The organism is Peteryoungia rhizophila, from assembly GCF_004912145.1.
GTDB lineage: Bacteria > Pseudomonadota > Alphaproteobacteria > Rhizobiales > Rhizobiaceae > Allorhizobium > Allorhizobium rhizophilum.
This window is the reverse complement of record NZ_STGT01000005.1, coordinates 47,301-62,562: the sequence shown is the minus strand read 5'-3', so window position 1 is coordinate 62,562 and position 15,262 is coordinate 47,301. Positions and strand designations below refer to the sequence as shown.

Sequence of the window (15,262 nt, the reverse complement as noted above, 5' to 3'; positions counted from 1 at the left end):
GGCTCTCGAGGGCGGGCGAAGACGTGCTTAGAGGAAAAGTGCGTCAAGCAAAAGCGCCTGCGTGAACTGGCCGGTCAGGAGCTGCGACCAGATTCTGTGATTTCGCCTTCCGGGCGCAGGCCCTGGTCCCGGCTCCAGCCTGTCACGCCCCGGATATAGGCGACGACCGTCTTGCCATATTCCGCCAGCATGGTGCGCATCGCATCCGGCTCGCTGTACCAGGCGCGGGTCTTCAGGTCTGCATTGACCACGGGATAGCCGATGAAATCGGTGTCCGGGTCGCCACGGCGAAGCTCCATCAGGCTGCGGGCCAGATGGTAGTTGCTGGTGACGACCAGAACCGACCGGTAGCCCTTGTCGCGGATCCAGATCGCCGTCTCGTTGGCATTGCCGATCGTGTCGATCGCACCGTAACCGATATCCACGCAGCATTCGAAGATGTCCGGTGAGGTGCGTGTCGCCTTGCGGATCTGCCCCGGCGTCGTCGCCGGATTGACGCCCGAGATCAACAGTCTTTCGCCATAGCCGCGCTTCAGAAGATCGATCGCCTGTTCGATTCGCTGGTAACCACCGGTCAGCACCACGATCGCATCGGCCTTCACCGTCTCGGGCGGTCGCATGCCGGTGACCGAATCAGCAAAGACGAGAAAGCCTGCCACGAGCACGGCCACGCACAGGATCACGAGCATGCCGCCATAGCGCAATGCCCTGCGGATCAGGCCTTTTCGCGCGAAAACGCCGGCGCCCGAACGGGGCCGGTCGCCGTCACGCAAAGGTTGATTTGGCGTCATGCGATCCATGCTCATTGCCCGTGAATAGCCGGGATTTCCCACAGCGAACAGGCGGCTTTAAGGCAAGTCAACATGCGAGTTTTCGTCAGTCGTCCAAGAGGCCGTCGGTCCGGGCCGGATCGGAGCGGATCAGATCTATCTCGTAGATGGTCCGCATCACCGTCAACCGTGCCGTGATCGTGGTCAAAAGCGCAATGACGACCATGGTCGCGAAGATGCCGATATAGCCGCCCCAGCCGATTGTGAAGGTGCCGAAGAGTGCGGTCGCCTGATCGCTTTCCGGCGTCGCCAGCGACCGGCTCTGCCAGAAACTGGCGAGCGCGAAGAAGGCTGCGGCGAGCAATCCACCGGCTGCCGCGCCCTTGAGGCTGATCTTGAGGAAGTGTTTCTGGAATTCCTGGGCGACGAAGCTTCCTTCAGCGCCGACGAAATGCAGCACCTCGATGATGTGGCGGTTGCCGGATAGCGCACCGCGGGTCGCAAACACCACGGTCAGCACCATGGCGGTGAAGACGAGGATCAAGATGCCCGAGCCGATCAGCACCGTCGTACTCGCCATTTGCACCAGCCTGTCGACCCAGGTGCGGTGGTCGTCGAGGAAGGCCTGCGGCACTTCCACCTGCAACAGCGCCCGCATGGCGTCGAAGTCCGGCGGATTGCTCTCGTCGATGGTGATGACGATCAGACGCGGAACGGGCAGGTCTTCGAGGTTCAATCCGGTGCCGAGCCAGGGTTCGAGCAGCCGAGCCGTTGCGCTGTCGTCCATGATCTGGCCGTCGCGCGTGCCGACGAAGGTCAGCGCCAGATCGCGGGCCTTGACCAGGGCGGCCCCCATGTCGAGGCCATCTTCCGGCGTGATCTGGATGGTGATTTCGCGCGAGATCTGGCTTTGCCAACTGGAGGCGGTCGCCCGCACCATGGAGACGCCGCCCAGCGTCAGGCAGGCGAGGAAGGCCATGATGGCGATCACCACCATCAGCGCATTGCCCTGGATGTTGGACGGCGGCAGGATCGGGCCGGTCGGCCTCACCGTCATCTCGACGCGGCGTTTTTTCTGGCCAGGGTTCTGGTTTGCGTTCTTGGCGATCTCATTCATAGATGTCGAGCCGCCCGTCGGTCAGGATCATCCGGCGCGCGTCCACCTGGTCCATCAGCGCGAGATCATGGGTCGCGATGACGACGGCGGTTCCGAGGCGGTTCAGTTCCAGGAAGAGGCTGAGCAGCCGGCGGGCCATCGGCGGATCGACATTGCCGGTCGGCTCGTCGGCGAGCAGGATTTCCGGCCGGTCGATCAGCGCGCGGGCAATCGCCACGCGCTGCTTCTCACCACCCGAGAGTACGGGTGGCAGAACGTTGATGCGCTCGCCGAGACCCACCCATTTCAGGAGTTCGATGACGTCCTGCTTGTAGGTCTGCTCGGCCTTGCCGCGGACACGCAGCGGCAGCGCCACGTTCTCATAGGTGGTCAAATGGTCGAGCAGCCGGAAATCCTGGAAGACGATGCCGACGCGACGACGCAGCATCGGCAATTCGCTGCGGGGAATGCTGGTGATGTCGCGGCCGAAGCTCTTGATCAGTCCGCGCGTCGGCTGCAGCGACATGAAGAGCAGGCGCAGCAGCGTCGTCTTGCCCGCGCCGGATGGGCCGGTCAGGAATTGGAAGGACCCTTTCGGCAGGTCGAAGGTCAGGTCGCGGAGGATCTCCGGTCCCATCCCATAGCGCAGGCCGACATTTTCGAAATGGATCAAAGGGGGCCCAGTCTGACGTGTCCGAGGTCTGGGGCGCGTAAACGAAGATCGTCAACGGCCGGTAAACATGCTTCCGGATCCGGGGCTTTTCCGCCCGTCTTTCCGAAGCATTAACCATTTGAATTTACGTCTAGAGAGGATTCGTTTCAACCGCCGACTTTCGGGGTATCCGATTTTGGCTGTGCGAAAGGTCCGAACGAATGAGTGCCTTCCGTTACCAGAAGCAGGCCGCCGCTGCGGACCTCGATCTCCTGCCGCCGGATCGTGCCCGCAGACGGATCGAACCGCAGCAGCGCATGGGCCGACACGACGTCGTGGACGCGCAGTTCGTTACGGTCCGCGAGACGCCAAAGCCATCGCCGCGTCCGGCCGTGGCGCCCTCCGTCGCACCCGTACCCTCTGACATCAGCGCTTTGCTGCGCACGTGTATCGAACGCGTCGAAGCCCGCCTCCAGCGGCTGTCCGATGTCGCCTTCTCGCTTCTCGTCGCCATTGCCTTCGTGTCCATGTTTTCCCTGGCTGGCCAGCTCGTCTTCGGCAGTGGCGAACATCCGGAAATCGCCGCCAAGCCGCTCGACTTGACCCACGTGAATCTGACGCCGCAGGACCGCAACGGCATGCGCGTCCTGCTGCTCAACGCTATCGTCGAGAACCGCACCGGTCGCGAGGTGATGCTCCCGAAGCTGCGCGCCGATCTTCTCATCGACGGTCAGGTCATCGCCAGCACCTATATCGAGCCCCCGGTGACAAGCCTGGATGGCGGCGAGAGCCGCGGGATCGTCACGCGGCTCCAGCATCCCGGTGGAAAAATCCCGGAAGTCCGGCTTTCCTTTGAACAGGCGGGTGTCTAACAGGCTCCATTGTGCTAATGGCCTTGCCTTTCCGGCATCCGCCGGTTCAGGACCTGAGGTCGACCAGCAAGGAGTCTCCCATGCCCGTTGTTCGCGGAAAGAACATCGAACCGCTCTTTACCGCCGAGCAGATCCGGCAGCGTAATCTCGAACTCGCCCAGGATATCATCAAGGGTCCCTGCGACGACCTTCTGGTCATTTCCGTGCTGAAGGGCTCCTTCATCTTTGCCGCCGACCTCATTCGTGCGTTGCATGATGTGGGTCTCGCCCCCGAGGTCGAATTCATCACCCTGTCCAGCTATGGCACAGGCACGGTGTCCCAGGGCGTGAAGATCATCAAGGACATCGACAGTGACGTGAAGGGGCGCAACATCCTCCTGATCGACGACATTCTCGAGTCCGGCCGCACGCTGCTTTTCGCCAAGGAGCTGATGTTTGAGCGCGGTGCGGCCAATGTCACGATCGCCGTGCTTCTCGACAAGAAAGTGAAGCGAAAAGAAGTGTTTGAGGCCGATTACGTCGGCTTCGAATGCCCCGACTATTTTGTCGTCGGTTACGGCATGGACGTGGCCTATGCGTTCCGCGAACTGCCCTTCGTCGGCGTGGTCACCGGCGACGCTTGAGCTGTTCCAGAAGGGAACATCTGACCATTCGACGGCAGTGAGCTGTTAACCATCGCGCGGGACGAGGCGTCCCGCGTTTACCACTCGACAAGGAAAGTCTGGTGATTTGCCTCCTGCAAGGCTCAAAAGACGCGGGAGAAGACTTCAACCATGGCGAGAATCCTCATCACCGAAGACGAAGACTCCCTGCGCTCCTTCGTGGCCCGTGCACTGCGTCTGGACGGGCACGAGACGCATGAAGCCGCCGATGGTGCCGAAGGTCTGGAAAAGCTCTCAGAGGGCGCCTACGACCTGCTGCTCTCCGATATCCGCATGCCCGTCATGGACGGCATCGAGCTCGCACATCGCGCCCATTCCGAATTCCCGTCTATGAAGATCCTGTTGATGACCGGCTATGCCGAACAGCGCGAGCGCGCCGACGACCTCTCGGCCAAGATCGTCGACGTCGTCTCCAAGCCCTTCGCCCTGCCTGACATCCGCAAAGCCGTCGCCTCGGCTCTGGCCGGCTGAAGTCACGCCCTTATCGCGTCTCTGACACCGCTTTCAGATAGGCCCGGCACATGAGCACGAGTTGCTGCATGACGCCGTCTGCCTCGTGGTTTGCAAGTTGCCGCTCGAAGGCATTGCGCACTGTGCCGAAGATGACCGTGACCAGCGTCCGATTGACCATAGCCACGTTTTGGAAGCGGCTGTCGCTTGCACTTTCCAGCATCGTGATCGTGGCGGAATCGACCCTTTGCGCGAACCTCTCGATCAGCGCCGAATTGTCGAGATCGGCAACGGAACGATAGAGCGCACGCGTGACCTCCGGCCTTTCCGTCTTGGCATGCCAATAGGTTTCTATCAGGGCCTGGACCATCAGGCCTGCCGAAGCGCCATGCTGCTGGCGGGACGTCGTCTCGATCCTCTCGGCGAGAGATTCCAGATAGCGTTCGTTGAGCGCATGGATCAGCGCCTGTTTCTGCGGAAAATACTGGTACATGGTGCCGACCGAAACGCCGGCGCGTTCGGCCACGCGGGTGGTCGTCAGGCGGTGCGGTCCGTCACTCAGCAAAACCTGAATGGTCGCCTCGTAAATGGCATCCACGGTCGCGGTCGCGCGGGCCTGACGCGGCCTTTTGCGCGGTGAAAGAGCCTGTTGCGTGACCGGGGCCAAATGCGAATCCTCAAACTGAATAATCCTTCATATTATGTCGGCTCATCGACAGCAACGGAAGGACCCTTCATGACAGACAGATCGATTGCCCTCGTCACCGGCGCGAACAAGGGGATAGGCTTGGAGATCACGCGCCAACTGGCCGGGGCCGGTGTGCACGTCATCATGGCGGCGCGTGACCCGCAAAAGCTGGCCGCTGAAGCTGAGGATCTCGCTGAGCGCGGTCGATCCGTCTCTACCGTGTCCCTCGATCTTCTCGACCAGGCCTCCATCGACGCGGCCGCTCGGTCTGTTGCGGAGGCGTTCGGCCGGCTCAACATTCTGGTCAACAATGCCGGCATCTTTGATCCGGCAGACGGTCCGCCGGATGCCGCTTCGCTCGGTGCAGTGCGTCGTGTCATGGAAACCAATTTCTTGGGCACGCTCGCGGTTACACAGGCCATGCTGCCGCTGTTGCGCAAATCGCCTGCGGCGCGGATCGTTAATCTCGCCAGTTCGCTCGGCTCGCTCAGGGTGAATAGCGACCCGACCTCGCCCTATTATGCCGCGCGTTTCATCGGCTACAACGCCTCGAAGGCCGCACTGAACATGCTGACGGTGCAACTGCACGAGACGCTGAAGGGTGCCGGGATCGCGGTTAATTCAGTCAGCCCGGGTTTCGTGAAAACGGACCTGACGGGCCAAGGCGCCATGACACCGGAGGAGGGCGCGCGGCTGCCCGTCCAGTTCGCTTTGGGACAGAGAGAAGGCTCGGGTGGCTTTCACGAGCCCGACGGCATAACGCCGTGGTGACCGGGGATGGTCGCTCCGATGAGGCGCCAAGCCCTCACTGGATGTCCAGCAACCGCTCCAGATAACGCCGTTCGATCTCCGGGCTCGAGTTCTCGCCGAGCTTCTCGCGGATCGCCTCAAGGATCTCGCGGGCGCGCTGGACGTCGATCTCGTCGGGAACTTTGACCTGCTCGCCGAAGTCGGGGCCGCTCGTGGCGCGCGGACGTCCCAGCGGGTCACGTCCATCCTGGTTGCCCTGGCCTTGACCCATCTGCGGGCCCTGACCACCCTGGCCCTGCTGCGCCTGCATCATCTGGTTCATCATGTCGCGGGCACCCTGACGCAGCGCTTCCATGGCGCGGCCCTGGCCTTCCACGGCCGGGCCACCCTGACCCTGGCCGAGGGCTTCACCGGCGCCCTGCATTTCCTGCTGCGCCTCGCCGAAGCCCGGGCCCGGTTCCATGCCGAGACCTTTCAGGCCCTCCTGCAATTCGCCGAGCTGCTGGCCGAGTTGTTCCTGCTGCTCGCGCAGCTGCCGTAGGGCCTCGCGCAGCTGCTCTGCGGTCATGCCGTCTAGCCCCTGCTGACCCTGTTCGCCTTGCTGTCCCTGTTGACCCTGCTGGCCCTGTTGCTGCTGGCCCTCGGCACCTTCCTCGCCCTGCTGCGGGTCGCCGCGCTGCATGCGGTCGCGCAGGGCCTGGTCGAGGCGGAAGGTCTCATCCATCAGCCGCTGTTGTTGCTGCAGGATCTCGCCGAGCTTGTCGATCTGGCGGCGGGCCTCGCTGTTCTGCTGCTGCTGGCCCTGCTGGGGCCGGCCGGCCTGCAGGTTGTTCATCATGCGCTGCAGTTCCGACAGGAGTTGCTGCGCCTGATCGCGATTGCCGGAGCGGGCCAGGTTTTCCAGCTGGTCGAGCATGTTGTCGAGGTCCTGCTGACGCAGCATGTTCTCGGCATTCTGCTGCGGCTCGCCCTGCTGGTTGGGCATGCGCTCGGCCAGCGCCTGAAGGAACTCCTGCATCGCCGAGCGCAGCTCGGCCATCAGCCGCTGGATTTCCTCGTCGGAGGCGCCGTTTTCCAGCGCCTCGGACAGTGCCTGCTGGGCGTCGCGCAGACGGCGTTCGGCGAGCGACAGATCACCGTCCTCCATGCCGAGCGCGATCTCCCAGAGATAGTCGGCCGTGTCCTTCAACTGCTCCTCGCCGCGCGCCATGGTCATCCGGGCACGGGCGCTTTCCAGCGCGATGAAGTTGCCGAGATCTGGGATTGTCTCGTCGGCGCGGAGCACCAATGCCTCGTTGAAGGCGATCGCCTGGGGCATCTGGCGGGTATCGAGCGAGAACACCTGCCGCTGTTCGGCAACGGAAGCCGCGAGCGGTTCGTTGAAGTTGCGCGACGGCAGCTGCATCTCGACCGGTTCGCTGCGGCCCGTCTGGCCGGCGCCGTCGGTCGCGACCAGCGTGATCTTCACCATCTGGCCGGCGAGCGGATGTTCGGTGATGTTGCGGCTCGCAACACCCTTGGTGTCGCGGGCATTGTGGCGCGGCAGGTCGAGTTTGTAGTCGGGCAGCGGATAGAGCGGGGTCGCGCCCGGCTGCTCCTCGACCGGCACGATCTCGGCATGGGCCTCGCGCAGGCCATAGTCGTCCTTGGCGAGGAAGGCGATCTCCAGCGCGCCGTTGATGGCGCGACGCGGCACGCCGTCAAAGGCGATCTCCGGTGCCTTGTCCGGCGTCACGCCGATCGTCCAGGTGCGGTCGGCGACGCGCAGTTCGCCGGCTTCGGCCAGTTCCAGCTCGTGCGTGCGTGCGACCATCGGGGCGTTTGGCGCGGGCGCCGGCGGGGGTGTCGGCACGGCCGTCTGACTGATTGCGTCCGTCTCGGAGCCGGCCGTGGGCGTGCGGGCCGCATCGTCCTTCTCCGCCACGTCGAGCACGGCGCCATCCGACTGCTGTACGAAGAGAACTTTCTCGTCGGACACCCCGCCACTGATGCGCACGGTAATCTTCGACTTCTGCGGCACGGTCACGCCGGCCGCATCCTGCGTGCCGAGGCCGGAGAGGAAGACCGGCGGCTGGCCGGTATAGCCCGGCGGCGTGATCCAGGCGTCGATGCGGATCGTCGGGGCCTCGCTCTCCGGTACATGCTGGCGGAAGGCATCGGCAATCTGGCCCGCGCCATTGGAGCCGGAATAGGCAAGGGCTGTGACGAAGAGCAGGGCCGGTACGGCGCGCAACGCGAAGCGGTCGTAGCGGGCGATATCCGGCTGCGGCAGGCCTGCATCGAGGGCTGCGATCCGCTCGGCCATGCGTCGCTGATGCTCCTGCCAGAGCGCGCGGGCAAAGGGTGTCTCAGCGGCGATTTGATCGTCCTGCACCGCCACCGGCTGGTGTGCGAGGCCATTGCGCTCCTCGAGCAGCCTGTCGGCTTCCGGAATGCTCGGCAGACGAAGCTTCAGGAAGGGCAGGAAGGACGCGACGAAGGCAAAGACGAGGATGAAGACGAGGGCCAGGCGAAGGACGTCAGGCACCTCCCGATAAACGCCGAACCAGGCGAGCGAGACGAAGAGGGCTGCAATGCCTGCGACCGGCAGGAAGAGCGGCAACAGGCGCTCGGCAAACAGCACGGACCGTGCGAGCACGCGTTTGACGCCGACGCGCCGCGCAAGCTTCGGGTCGTCCTTCAAGGCGCCTTTCCTGTGGCCGGCCGGGCGGGAAGAGCTCATCCGTCTGGTCTCCGAGAGCGCCGCGCATGATCACGGCTGACAGATCTCGAAGATAGCAGTCTTTGTGGCGAAGACGAGGGCGGCAAGGATGAGGTGGGGGTTTTTCCCGCCTCATCGCCGAATTGTGAATGGATCAGGCCAGCCAGTCGGGCACGCTGTCGAGCGCGATCAGGTCCTCATAGGTCGGACGCGGGCGAATCACGTGGAACTCGTCGCCGTTCACCAGCACCTCCGGCACCAGCCGGCGGGTGTTGTAGGTGCCGGCCTGCACGGCGCCATAGGCACCGGCCGAACCGACGGCAATCAGGTCGCCCGGCTTCGGCATGGCCATTTCGCGGTCGAGCGCCAAGTAGTCGCCGGTCTCGCAGACGGGACCGACAACATCGGCCTTGATGCGCGGGGCGTTCGCTGCCGAAATCACCACCGGCTTGATCTCGTGATAGGCCTCGTAGAGCGTCGGGCGAATGAGGTCGTTCATCGCGCCGTCGACGATGACGAAGGTCTTGTCGCCGCCGTCCTTCACATAGATCACCTCGGTCACCATGATGCCGGCATTGCCGACGATCAGGCGGCCGGGCTCGGTAACGATGCGGCAGTTGAGGCTCGACAGCTGGTCCTTGACGATCCGGGCATAGGCATCCGGTTCCGGCGGCGGGTTGTTGTCGTCCTTGTAGGGGATGCCAAGGCCACCGCCGACATCGACGTGATCGATGCTGTGGCCGTCGCCGCGCAGCGTCTCGACGAGTTCGCGCAGCAGGCGGAAGGCGTCCTCGAAAGGCTGCAGATCGGTGATCTGGCTGCCGATATGCATGTCGATGCCGGTCACCTGGATGCCTTCCAGGCTAGCCGCGCGGGCATAGACGGCGCGGGCCCGGTCGAAGGAGATGCCGAACTTGTTTTCCTTCTTGCCCGTCGAGATCTTGGCATGGGTCTTGGCATCGACGTCAGGATTGACGCGGAAGGAGACGTGGGCTTTTTTGCCGGCCTTGATGGCGCGCTGGTTCAGGACTTCCAGTTCCGGCTCGCTCTCGACGTTGAAGCAGTAGATGCCGGCTTCAAGGCCCAAATCCATCTCGCTCGGCGTCTTGCCCACGCCGGAGAACATGATGCGCTCTGCCGGAATGCCGGCTGCCAGCGCGCGGCGGAGTTCACCTTCCGAGACCACGTCCACGCCGGCGCCGAGGCGACCCAGCGTCTTCAGGACGGCCTGGTTGGAATTGGCCTTCATCGCGTAGCAGACGAGGGCGTCGACGCCGTCGAAGGCTTTTGCGAAGACCTTGTAGTGACGCTCCAGCGTCGCGGTCGAATAGCAGTAGAAAGGCGTGCCGACGGTGCGCGCAATCTCGGGAATGGCCACGCCCTCGGCGTAGAGAACGCCGTCGCGATACTCGAAGTGGTTCACGGGTTAAGCCCTGTCAAAGAAGCGGATCGAGAAGGAATGGGGTGTCCGGCGTCTTTTCGGCTTCGACGCCGCGCTTGTTCTGCTGGTCGACCGGCGTGCTCGGAGGGTCGAGATCGCCCTTGCGGCCGCAGGCAGACAGAGCCAGCGAGGCGGCCAGCACCAAAGAGAGCGTGAGCGTCGTGCGTTTCAGCGAATTCACCATGACCCGGTCCATAGAAATGTTGTTGCTCTAGGCTCTAGCGAAAAAAGGGGCGCTTGTGCACCCCTGATCTCGTTATGATTGGCCGGTGTCGGCGTGATCAATTGCGGGCCCGCCACCAGGCGATCTGCTTCCTGACTTCCGAAGGCGCCGTGCCGCCAAAGCTCTTGCGGCTCGCGACCGAGGCTTCCACGGTCAAAACGTTGAATACGTCAGCCGTGATCGCAGCATTGATGCTCTGCAACTCTTCCAGCGAAAGCTCGGCGAGATCGCAGCCCTTCTTCTCGGCCATGGCCACCGCATTGCCGGTCACATGGTGTGCATCGCGGAAAGGAAGGCCCGCTTCACGCACCAGCCAGTCGGCGAGGTCCGTCGCGGTCGAATAACCCGAGCCCGCTGCTGCCTTCATCTTGTCGGTGCGGATGGTCATGTCGGTGACCATTCCGGTCATGGCGGCAAGCGCCAGTTCCATGCTTTCGGCGGCGTCGAAGACCTGTTCCTTGTCTTCCTGCATGTCCTTGGAGTAGGCGAGCGGCAGGCCCTTCATGACGGTGAGCAGCGCAATCAGCGAGCCGTTGATGCGGCCGGTCTTGGCACGTACCAGTTCGGCCGCATCCGGGTTCTTCTTCTGCGGCATGATCGAGGAGCCGGTCGAAAACGCGTCCGACAGGCGGATGAAGCCGAATTGCGGCGTCGACCAGATGACGATCTCTTCCGCCAGACGCGAGAGATGCACAGCGGCAATCGAAGCGATCGAGAGGAATTCCAGCGCGAAGTCGCGGTCGGAGACGGTGTCGATGGAGTTGCGGGTCGGCTCGCGGAAGCCAAGCGCCTGTGCCGTCATGTGGCGGTCGATCGGATAGCCGGTGCCGGCAAGGGCTGCCGCCCCGATCGGGCTTTCGTCCAGATGCTCGATCGCATGGCGCACGCGCTGACGGTCGCGGCCGAACATCTCGACATAGGCCATGCAGTGGTGACCGAAGGTCACCGGCTGGGCCGTCTGGAGATGGGTGAAACCGGGCATGACGGTGTCGGCATGTTCTTCGGCGCGGTCGAGGAAGGCGGCGATCAGGCCGCTCAGCGCCTGTTCCGTCCGCTGCAGCTCTTCCTTCACCCAGAGGCGGAAATCGAGCGCCACCTGGTCGTTGCGCGAGCGGGCGGTGTGCAGGCGGCCGGCGGCGGAGCCGATCAGGTCGGCAAGGCGCGCCTCGATGTTCATATGGATGTCTTCGAGCTTGCGCGAGAAGACGAACTGGCCGGCCTCAATCTCTGACAGGATCGTGTCCAGGCCGTGAAGGATCTTGTCTTTATCTTCAGCAGAGATGATGCCTTGGTGCGCCAGCATGGTCGCATGCGCCTTTGAGCCGCGGATATCCTGGGCGTAAAGCTTCTTGTCGAAACCGATGGAGGCATTTATCTCCTCCATGATCGCCGAAGGGCCGGAGGCGAAGCGACCGCCCCACATCTGGTTGGAGGATTTGGTGTCTGTAAAGTCCTCGGCCATGAAGTGCCCGTCCTGGAGAATGACATGACAGAAAAAAGACCTAGCGGTCTCTTCCCCACCAAGCTGGTTGCGATTGCGGCGGTGGCCGGCATCGTCGCCGGCGCGGCTGCGGTATACGTGAAGCAGACCATGTCTGGCAATGCCGTGGAGACTGCGGATGCCGCCCAATGCGAGGGTTCTGTCGCCAGGGCAGAGGCGATCACGCCTTACCTCAAGGGCGATGTCGCGGCGATGATCCCTGTCAGCGAACCCAAGCTGATCGATGGGCTGACCTTCCAGGATAAGGCTGGCTCAGCGATGACCATGGCGAACTTCGCCGACAAGACGGTTCTGATCAATCTCTGGGCGACATGGTGCGTGCCCTGTCGCGAAGAGATGCCCGCTCTCAACAACCTGCAGGAGGCTGCCGGCGGGGAGGCCTTCCAGGTGCTCGCCATCAACATCGACACCGGCGATGTCGAAAAGCCGCAGACTTTCCTCGAGGAAACCGGCGTCGATGCGCTTGGCCTCTACCGCGATGCCTCGATGGGCGTCTTCAACCAGTTGAAGCGCGAGGGCCTCGCCTTCGGCCTTCCCGTCACGCTGCTCGTCGATGGCAAGGGCTGTCTGCTCGGCAGCATGAACGGCCCTGCGGTCTGGGACGGCGCCGACGCCAAGGCATTGGTGACGGCGGCGGCAACTGGCAGTTGATCTCCTCCGCCCGGTTTCGTTGTCTTAGTCTTGAAACAAGCGTGGCCGCAGGATTTCGATGAAGCCCTGATCGCCCTTCGACTTGGCAAAGTCGGGGGACGCGTCGAATTCGACGATCGTGTCGCCCGCGGCCTTGGCCAGCACCCGACGCGAGCCCGGGCGGTCAAGAACCCGCTGGATGGTCGCCGCCACACCCTTAGACGCGTCGTCGCTCCAGACGACATCGGTCGGGCGGAACAGCAGCTCGGCAGGTCCGTCCTTCAGGCCGTCTGCCGCATAGGTCATGTTGCCGACGGCAGCTTTGCCGCCCAATATGCTCGCCTGCAGCGCATTGGTGTCGCCGAGGAAACGCATGACGAAGGCATTGGCCGGATGGCGGCAGACCTCTTCGGGCGTGCCCTGCTGAACGATCTTGCCCTTGTCGAGGATGACGACGCGATCGGCAAGGTCGAGGGCCTCTTCCTGATCGTGGGTGACGAAGAGCGTGGTGATGCCGAGCTCGTCATGGATCGAGCGCAGCCAGCGGCGCAGGTCGCGGCGGACATTGGCGTCGAGCGCGCCGAAAGGCTCGTCGAGCAGCAGCACGCGCGGATCGACCGCAAGCGCACGGGCAAGCGCCACGCGCTGGCGCTGGCCGCCGGAGATCTGGCCAGGGAAGCGCTCGCCCAATCCGGCGAGCTGCACGAGGGAGAGCAGGTCTTCGACGCGGCGGTCGATGTCGGCCGTCGAACGCTTTACCTTCGACACCTTCATGCCGAAGGCGATATTCTCGGCGACAGTCATGTGCGGGAAAAGCGCGTAATGCTGGAAGACGAAGCCGACGCCGCGGTCGCGCACGGGAATGTTTGTCGCATCCTCTTCGCCGAAATGGATCTGGCCGCCATCGGCAAATTCGAGGCCAGCCACCATGCGCAGGATCGTCGTCTTGCCGGAGCCCGAGGGGCCGAGAAGCGCCACCAGTTCGCCGCTCTTGATGTCGAGCGAGACGCCATGCACGGCGCGGAAGGTTTCGAAGGTCTTGACGACAGTGTCGAGGCGAATGTTCACGAATTCATCTCCGAAGTATTGCCGGCGAGCGTCGCCGGTCGGTTCCGGCGTCCTGCGCCCTGGCGTTCGAGCAGAACCTTGGCCACGAGCGTGACCAGTGCCAGCGCGGCGAGCATTGAGGCGGCAGCGAAGGCGCCGACGGCGTTGTAGTCCTGGTAAAGCAGCTCGATATGCAGCGGCAGGGTGTTCGTCTGGCCGCGGATGTTGCCGGAGACGATCGACACCGCGCCGAATTCGCCCATCACGCGGGCATTGCAGAGCACGACGCCGTAGAGCATGGCCCATTTGATATTGGGCAGCGTCACCGACATGAAGGTGCGGAAGCCGCTCGCGCCCAGCGAGGTCGCGGCCTCCTCGAGATCGCGCCCTTGCGCCTGCATCAGCGGGATCAGTTCGCGTGCCACGAAGGGTGCCGTCACGAACATTGAGGCGAGCACGATGCCGGGCAGGGCAAAGAGGATCTTCAGGCCGGCGCTGTCGAGGACAGGCCCGAAAATGCCCTGCAGGCCATAGACGAAGAGATAGGCGACGCCTGCCACGACCGGCGAGACCGAGAAGGGGATCTCGATCAGGATGGTGAGCAAGCGCTTGCCGCGAAAATCATGCTTGGTGATCGCCCAGGCCGCCGCCACGCCGAAGATGGTGTTCAGCGGCACGGCGATCAGCGCGGTCAGCACCGTCAGCCCGATTGCGTGGCGTGTGTCCGGATCCGCGATCGTCTCCAGAAAGAACGGCACGCCCTTGGAGAAGGCCTCGATGCCGATGACGGCCAGGGGGGCTACGATGAAGAAGGCCACCAGAACGAGGACCAGGCCGATCAGCGTGTATTTGAAGAGGGGCGCGTCGCCGACGCGCGGCGGGCGTCTTGTCTTTGTGACGTGGCTCATGGTTCAGCCTTTCACCGTGTAGCGCAGCGCGCGGGCCTGCAGGTAGTTGGTCACTGCCAGCATGACAAAGGCGGCAATCAGCATGACCGAGGCGATCGCGGCCGATGCCGGATAGTCGTATTCCTCGAGCCGGATGAAGGCGAGCAGTGCCGTGATCTCGGTCGAGAAGGGCTGGTTGCCGGCGATGAAGATGACCGCGCCGAATTCGCCGAGGCTGCGGGCGAAGGCGAGCGAGGTGCCGGCGAGAAGGGCCGGCGTTAGCAGCGGCAGGATCACGCGGCGGAAGATTGAAAGATCGCTGGAGCCCAGCGTCTGGCCGGCTTCTTCGAGAGCCGGATCAAGCTCTTCCAGCACCGGCTGCACCGTGCGCACGATGAAAGGCAGGCTGGTGAAGGCCATGGCGACCATGATGCCGAGCGGGGTATAGGCGACCTTGATGCCGATCTCACCGAGTGCTGCGCCGAACCAGCCGTTCGAGGCAAACAGCGTGGTGAGCGAAATGCCGGCAACCGCCGTCGGCAGGGCAAAGGGCAGATCGACCAGAGCGTCGATGATGCGGCGACCGGGGAAGCGGTAGCGCACGAGAACCCAGGCGAGCGCCAGACCGAAGACGAGGTTGAACAGGGTCGCGACCAGCGCCGAGCCGACCGTCACGCCATAGCTCGCCACGGCGCGTTCCGAAGAGACGATACGCCAGTAATCGGCGGGCCCGAGGCTCGCCGCCTTGAAGATCAAGGCTGCCAGCGGCAACAGTATGATGATCGCGGCATAGACCAGCGTGATCCCGAGGGACAGTCTGAAGCCCGGCAATACGCGGCGTTTCAACGTCGTCGTCCTTTCATGAGAAAACCGGCGGAGGCTCCGCCGGTTC

At 63.6% G+C, this 15,262-nt stretch carries 16 protein-coding genes; 5 read left to right on the top strand and 11 right to left on the bottom strand.

All coding sequences use genetic code 11. The features are described 5' to 3' along the window. Positions 1–74 precede the first annotated feature (74 nt). From E9677_RS19320 to ftsE, 3 genes are all read right to left on the bottom strand, one after another. A complete protein-coding gene (locus tag E9677_RS19320) occupies positions 75–800 on the bottom strand; it encodes a YdcF family protein (RefSeq protein ID WP_136559700.1) in 726 nt (241 codons plus the stop codon). Positions 801–876: 76 nt separating this feature from the next. Beyond that, complete coding sequence (locus E9677_RS19315) at positions 877–1,887, bottom strand: cell division protein FtsX (protein WP_136559699.1); 1,011 nt, start codon at positions 1,885–1,887, stop codon at positions 877–879. Continuing rightward, positions 1,880–2,539 (bottom strand): cell division ATP-binding protein FtsE, encoded by a 660-nt coding sequence (gene ftsE, locus E9677_RS19310; RefSeq protein WP_136559698.1) that lies wholly within the window; start codon positions 2,537–2,539, stop codon positions 1,880–1,882. Before ftsE ends, E9677_RS19315 begins: the two co-directional genes overlap by 8 nt. 200 nt (positions 2,540–2,739) lie before the next feature. Here ftsE and E9677_RS19305 point away from each other — a divergent pair, with 200 nt between their 5' ends. From E9677_RS19305 to E9677_RS19295, 3 genes are all read left to right on the top strand, one after another. Beyond that, positions 2,740–3,390, top strand: coding sequence for a hypothetical protein (locus E9677_RS19305; protein ID WP_136559697.1), 651 nt, complete (start codon positions 2,740–2,742; stop codon positions 3,388–3,390). An 80-nt stretch (positions 3,391–3,470) separates the two neighbouring features. Next, a complete protein-coding gene (hpt, locus tag E9677_RS19300) occupies positions 3,471–4,013 on the top strand; it encodes a hypoxanthine phosphoribosyltransferase (RefSeq protein WP_102020912.1) in 543 nt (180 codons plus the stop codon). Positions 4,014–4,163: 150 nt separating this feature from the next. Continuing rightward, positions 4,164–4,523: a response regulator gene (locus tag E9677_RS19295; RefSeq protein WP_136559696.1), complete on the top strand. Its 360-nt coding sequence runs from the start codon at positions 4,164–4,166 to the stop codon at positions 4,521–4,523. A 10-nt stretch (positions 4,524–4,533) separates the two neighbouring features. Here the strand turns inward: E9677_RS19295 and E9677_RS19290 are convergent, their stop codons facing one another. Beyond that, positions 4,534–5,169: a TetR/AcrR family transcriptional regulator gene (locus tag E9677_RS19290; RefSeq protein ID WP_136559695.1), complete on the bottom strand. Its 636-nt coding sequence runs from the start codon at positions 5,167–5,169 to the stop codon at positions 4,534–4,536. A 69-nt stretch (positions 5,170–5,238) separates the two neighbouring features. Between E9677_RS19290 and E9677_RS19285 the strand changes: the two genes are divergently transcribed. Beyond that, a complete protein-coding gene (locus E9677_RS19285; RefSeq protein ID WP_136559694.1) occupies positions 5,239–5,961 on the top strand; it encodes an SDR family oxidoreductase in 723 nt (240 codons plus the stop codon). 34 nt (positions 5,962–5,995) lie between these two features. On the opposite strand, the gene E9677_RS19280 is transcribed toward E9677_RS19285, so the two are convergent. From E9677_RS19280 to argH, 4 genes are all read right to left on the bottom strand, one after another. Then, on the bottom strand, positions 5,996–8,662 hold the full coding sequence (locus E9677_RS19280) for a TIGR02302 family protein (protein WP_136559693.1): 2,667 nt from the start codon (positions 8,660–8,662) through the stop codon (positions 5,996–5,998). A gap of 133 nt (positions 8,663–8,795) precedes the next feature. Then, positions 8,796–10,064: a diaminopimelate decarboxylase gene (lysA, locus tag E9677_RS19275; protein WP_136559692.1), complete on the bottom strand. Its 1,269-nt coding sequence runs from the start codon at positions 10,062–10,064 to the stop codon at positions 8,796–8,798. 13 nt (positions 10,065–10,077) lie between these two features. Beyond that, complete coding sequence (gene lptM, locus E9677_RS19270) at positions 10,078–10,266, bottom strand: LPS translocon maturation chaperone LptM (protein ID WP_229575016.1); 189 nt, start codon at positions 10,264–10,266, stop codon at positions 10,078–10,080. Between the two features lie 97 nt (positions 10,267–10,363). Next, positions 10,364–11,767 carry an argininosuccinate lyase gene (gene argH, locus E9677_RS19265; RefSeq protein WP_136559691.1) on the bottom strand — a complete coding sequence of 468 codons (1,404 nt, stop codon included), beginning with the start codon at positions 11,765–11,767 and terminating at the stop codon, positions 10,364–10,366. A 24-nt stretch (positions 11,768–11,791) separates the two neighbouring features. On the opposite strand from argH, the gene tlpA reads away from it, so the two are divergent. Further along, positions 11,792–12,457, top strand: coding sequence for a thiol:disulfide interchange protein TlpA (tlpA, locus tag E9677_RS19260; protein ID WP_136559690.1), 666 nt, complete (start codon positions 11,792–11,794; stop codon positions 12,455–12,457). Between the two features lie 24 nt (positions 12,458–12,481). Here the strand turns inward: tlpA and E9677_RS19255 are convergent, their stop codons facing one another. Genes E9677_RS19255 through cysT form a run of 3 tightly spaced genes read right to left on the bottom strand, consistent with a single transcriptional unit; the run spans position 12,482 to position 15,216 of the window. After that, the gene (locus E9677_RS19255) at positions 12,482–13,504 is read right to left on the bottom strand and encodes a sulfate/molybdate ABC transporter ATP-binding protein (protein WP_136559689.1); all 1,023 of its coding nucleotides are present in this window, start codon (positions 13,502–13,504) and stop codon (positions 12,482–12,484) included. Then, positions 13,501–14,391, bottom strand: a complete 891-nt coding sequence (cysW, locus tag E9677_RS19250) for a sulfate ABC transporter permease subunit CysW (RefSeq protein WP_136559688.1) — start codon at positions 14,389–14,391, stop codon at positions 13,501–13,503. Before cysW ends, E9677_RS19255 begins: the two co-directional genes overlap by 4 nt. Positions 14,392–14,394: 3 nt before the next feature. Continuing rightward, positions 14,395–15,216 (bottom strand): sulfate ABC transporter permease subunit CysT, encoded by an 822-nt coding sequence (cysT, locus tag E9677_RS19245; RefSeq protein WP_136559687.1) that lies wholly within the window; start codon positions 15,214–15,216, stop codon positions 14,395–14,397. Positions 15,217–15,262: the final 46 nt, after the last annotated feature.

Coding starts and splice junctions, on each gene's coding strand:
- argH (WP_136559691.1), bottom strand. CDS start 11,767: ATGGCCGAGGACTTTACAGACACCAAATCCTCCAACCAGATGTGGGGC.
- E9677_RS19320 (WP_136559700.1), bottom strand. CDS start 800: ATGGATCGCATGACGCCAAATCAACCTTTGCGTGACGGCGACCGGCCC.
- lptM (WP_229575016.1), bottom strand. CDS start 10,266: ATGGTGAATTCGCTGAAACGCACGACGCTCACGCTCTCTTTGGTGCTG.
- E9677_RS19280 (WP_136559693.1), bottom strand. CDS start 8,662: ATGAGCTCTTCCCGCCCGGCCGGCCACAGGAAAGGCGCCTTGAAGGAC.
- E9677_RS19285 (WP_136559694.1), top strand. CDS start 5,239: ATGACAGACAGATCGATTGCCCTCGTCACCGGCGCGAACAAGGGGATA.
- E9677_RS19305 (WP_136559697.1), top strand. CDS start 2,740: ATGAGTGCCTTCCGTTACCAGAAGCAGGCCGCCGCTGCGGACCTCGAT.
- cysW (WP_136559688.1), bottom strand. CDS start 14,391: ATGAGCCACGTCACAAAGACAAGACGCCCGCCGCGCGTCGGCGACGCG.
- tlpA (WP_136559690.1), top strand. CDS start 11,792: ATGACAGAAAAAAGACCTAGCGGTCTCTTCCCCACCAAGCTGGTTGCG.
- E9677_RS19295 (WP_136559696.1), top strand. CDS start 4,164: ATGGCGAGAATCCTCATCACCGAAGACGAAGACTCCCTGCGCTCCTTC.
- hpt (WP_102020912.1), top strand. CDS start 3,471: ATGCCCGTTGTTCGCGGAAAGAACATCGAACCGCTCTTTACCGCCGAG.
- E9677_RS19315 (WP_136559699.1), bottom strand. CDS start 1,887: ATGAATGAGATCGCCAAGAACGCAAACCAGAACCCTGGCCAGAAAAAA.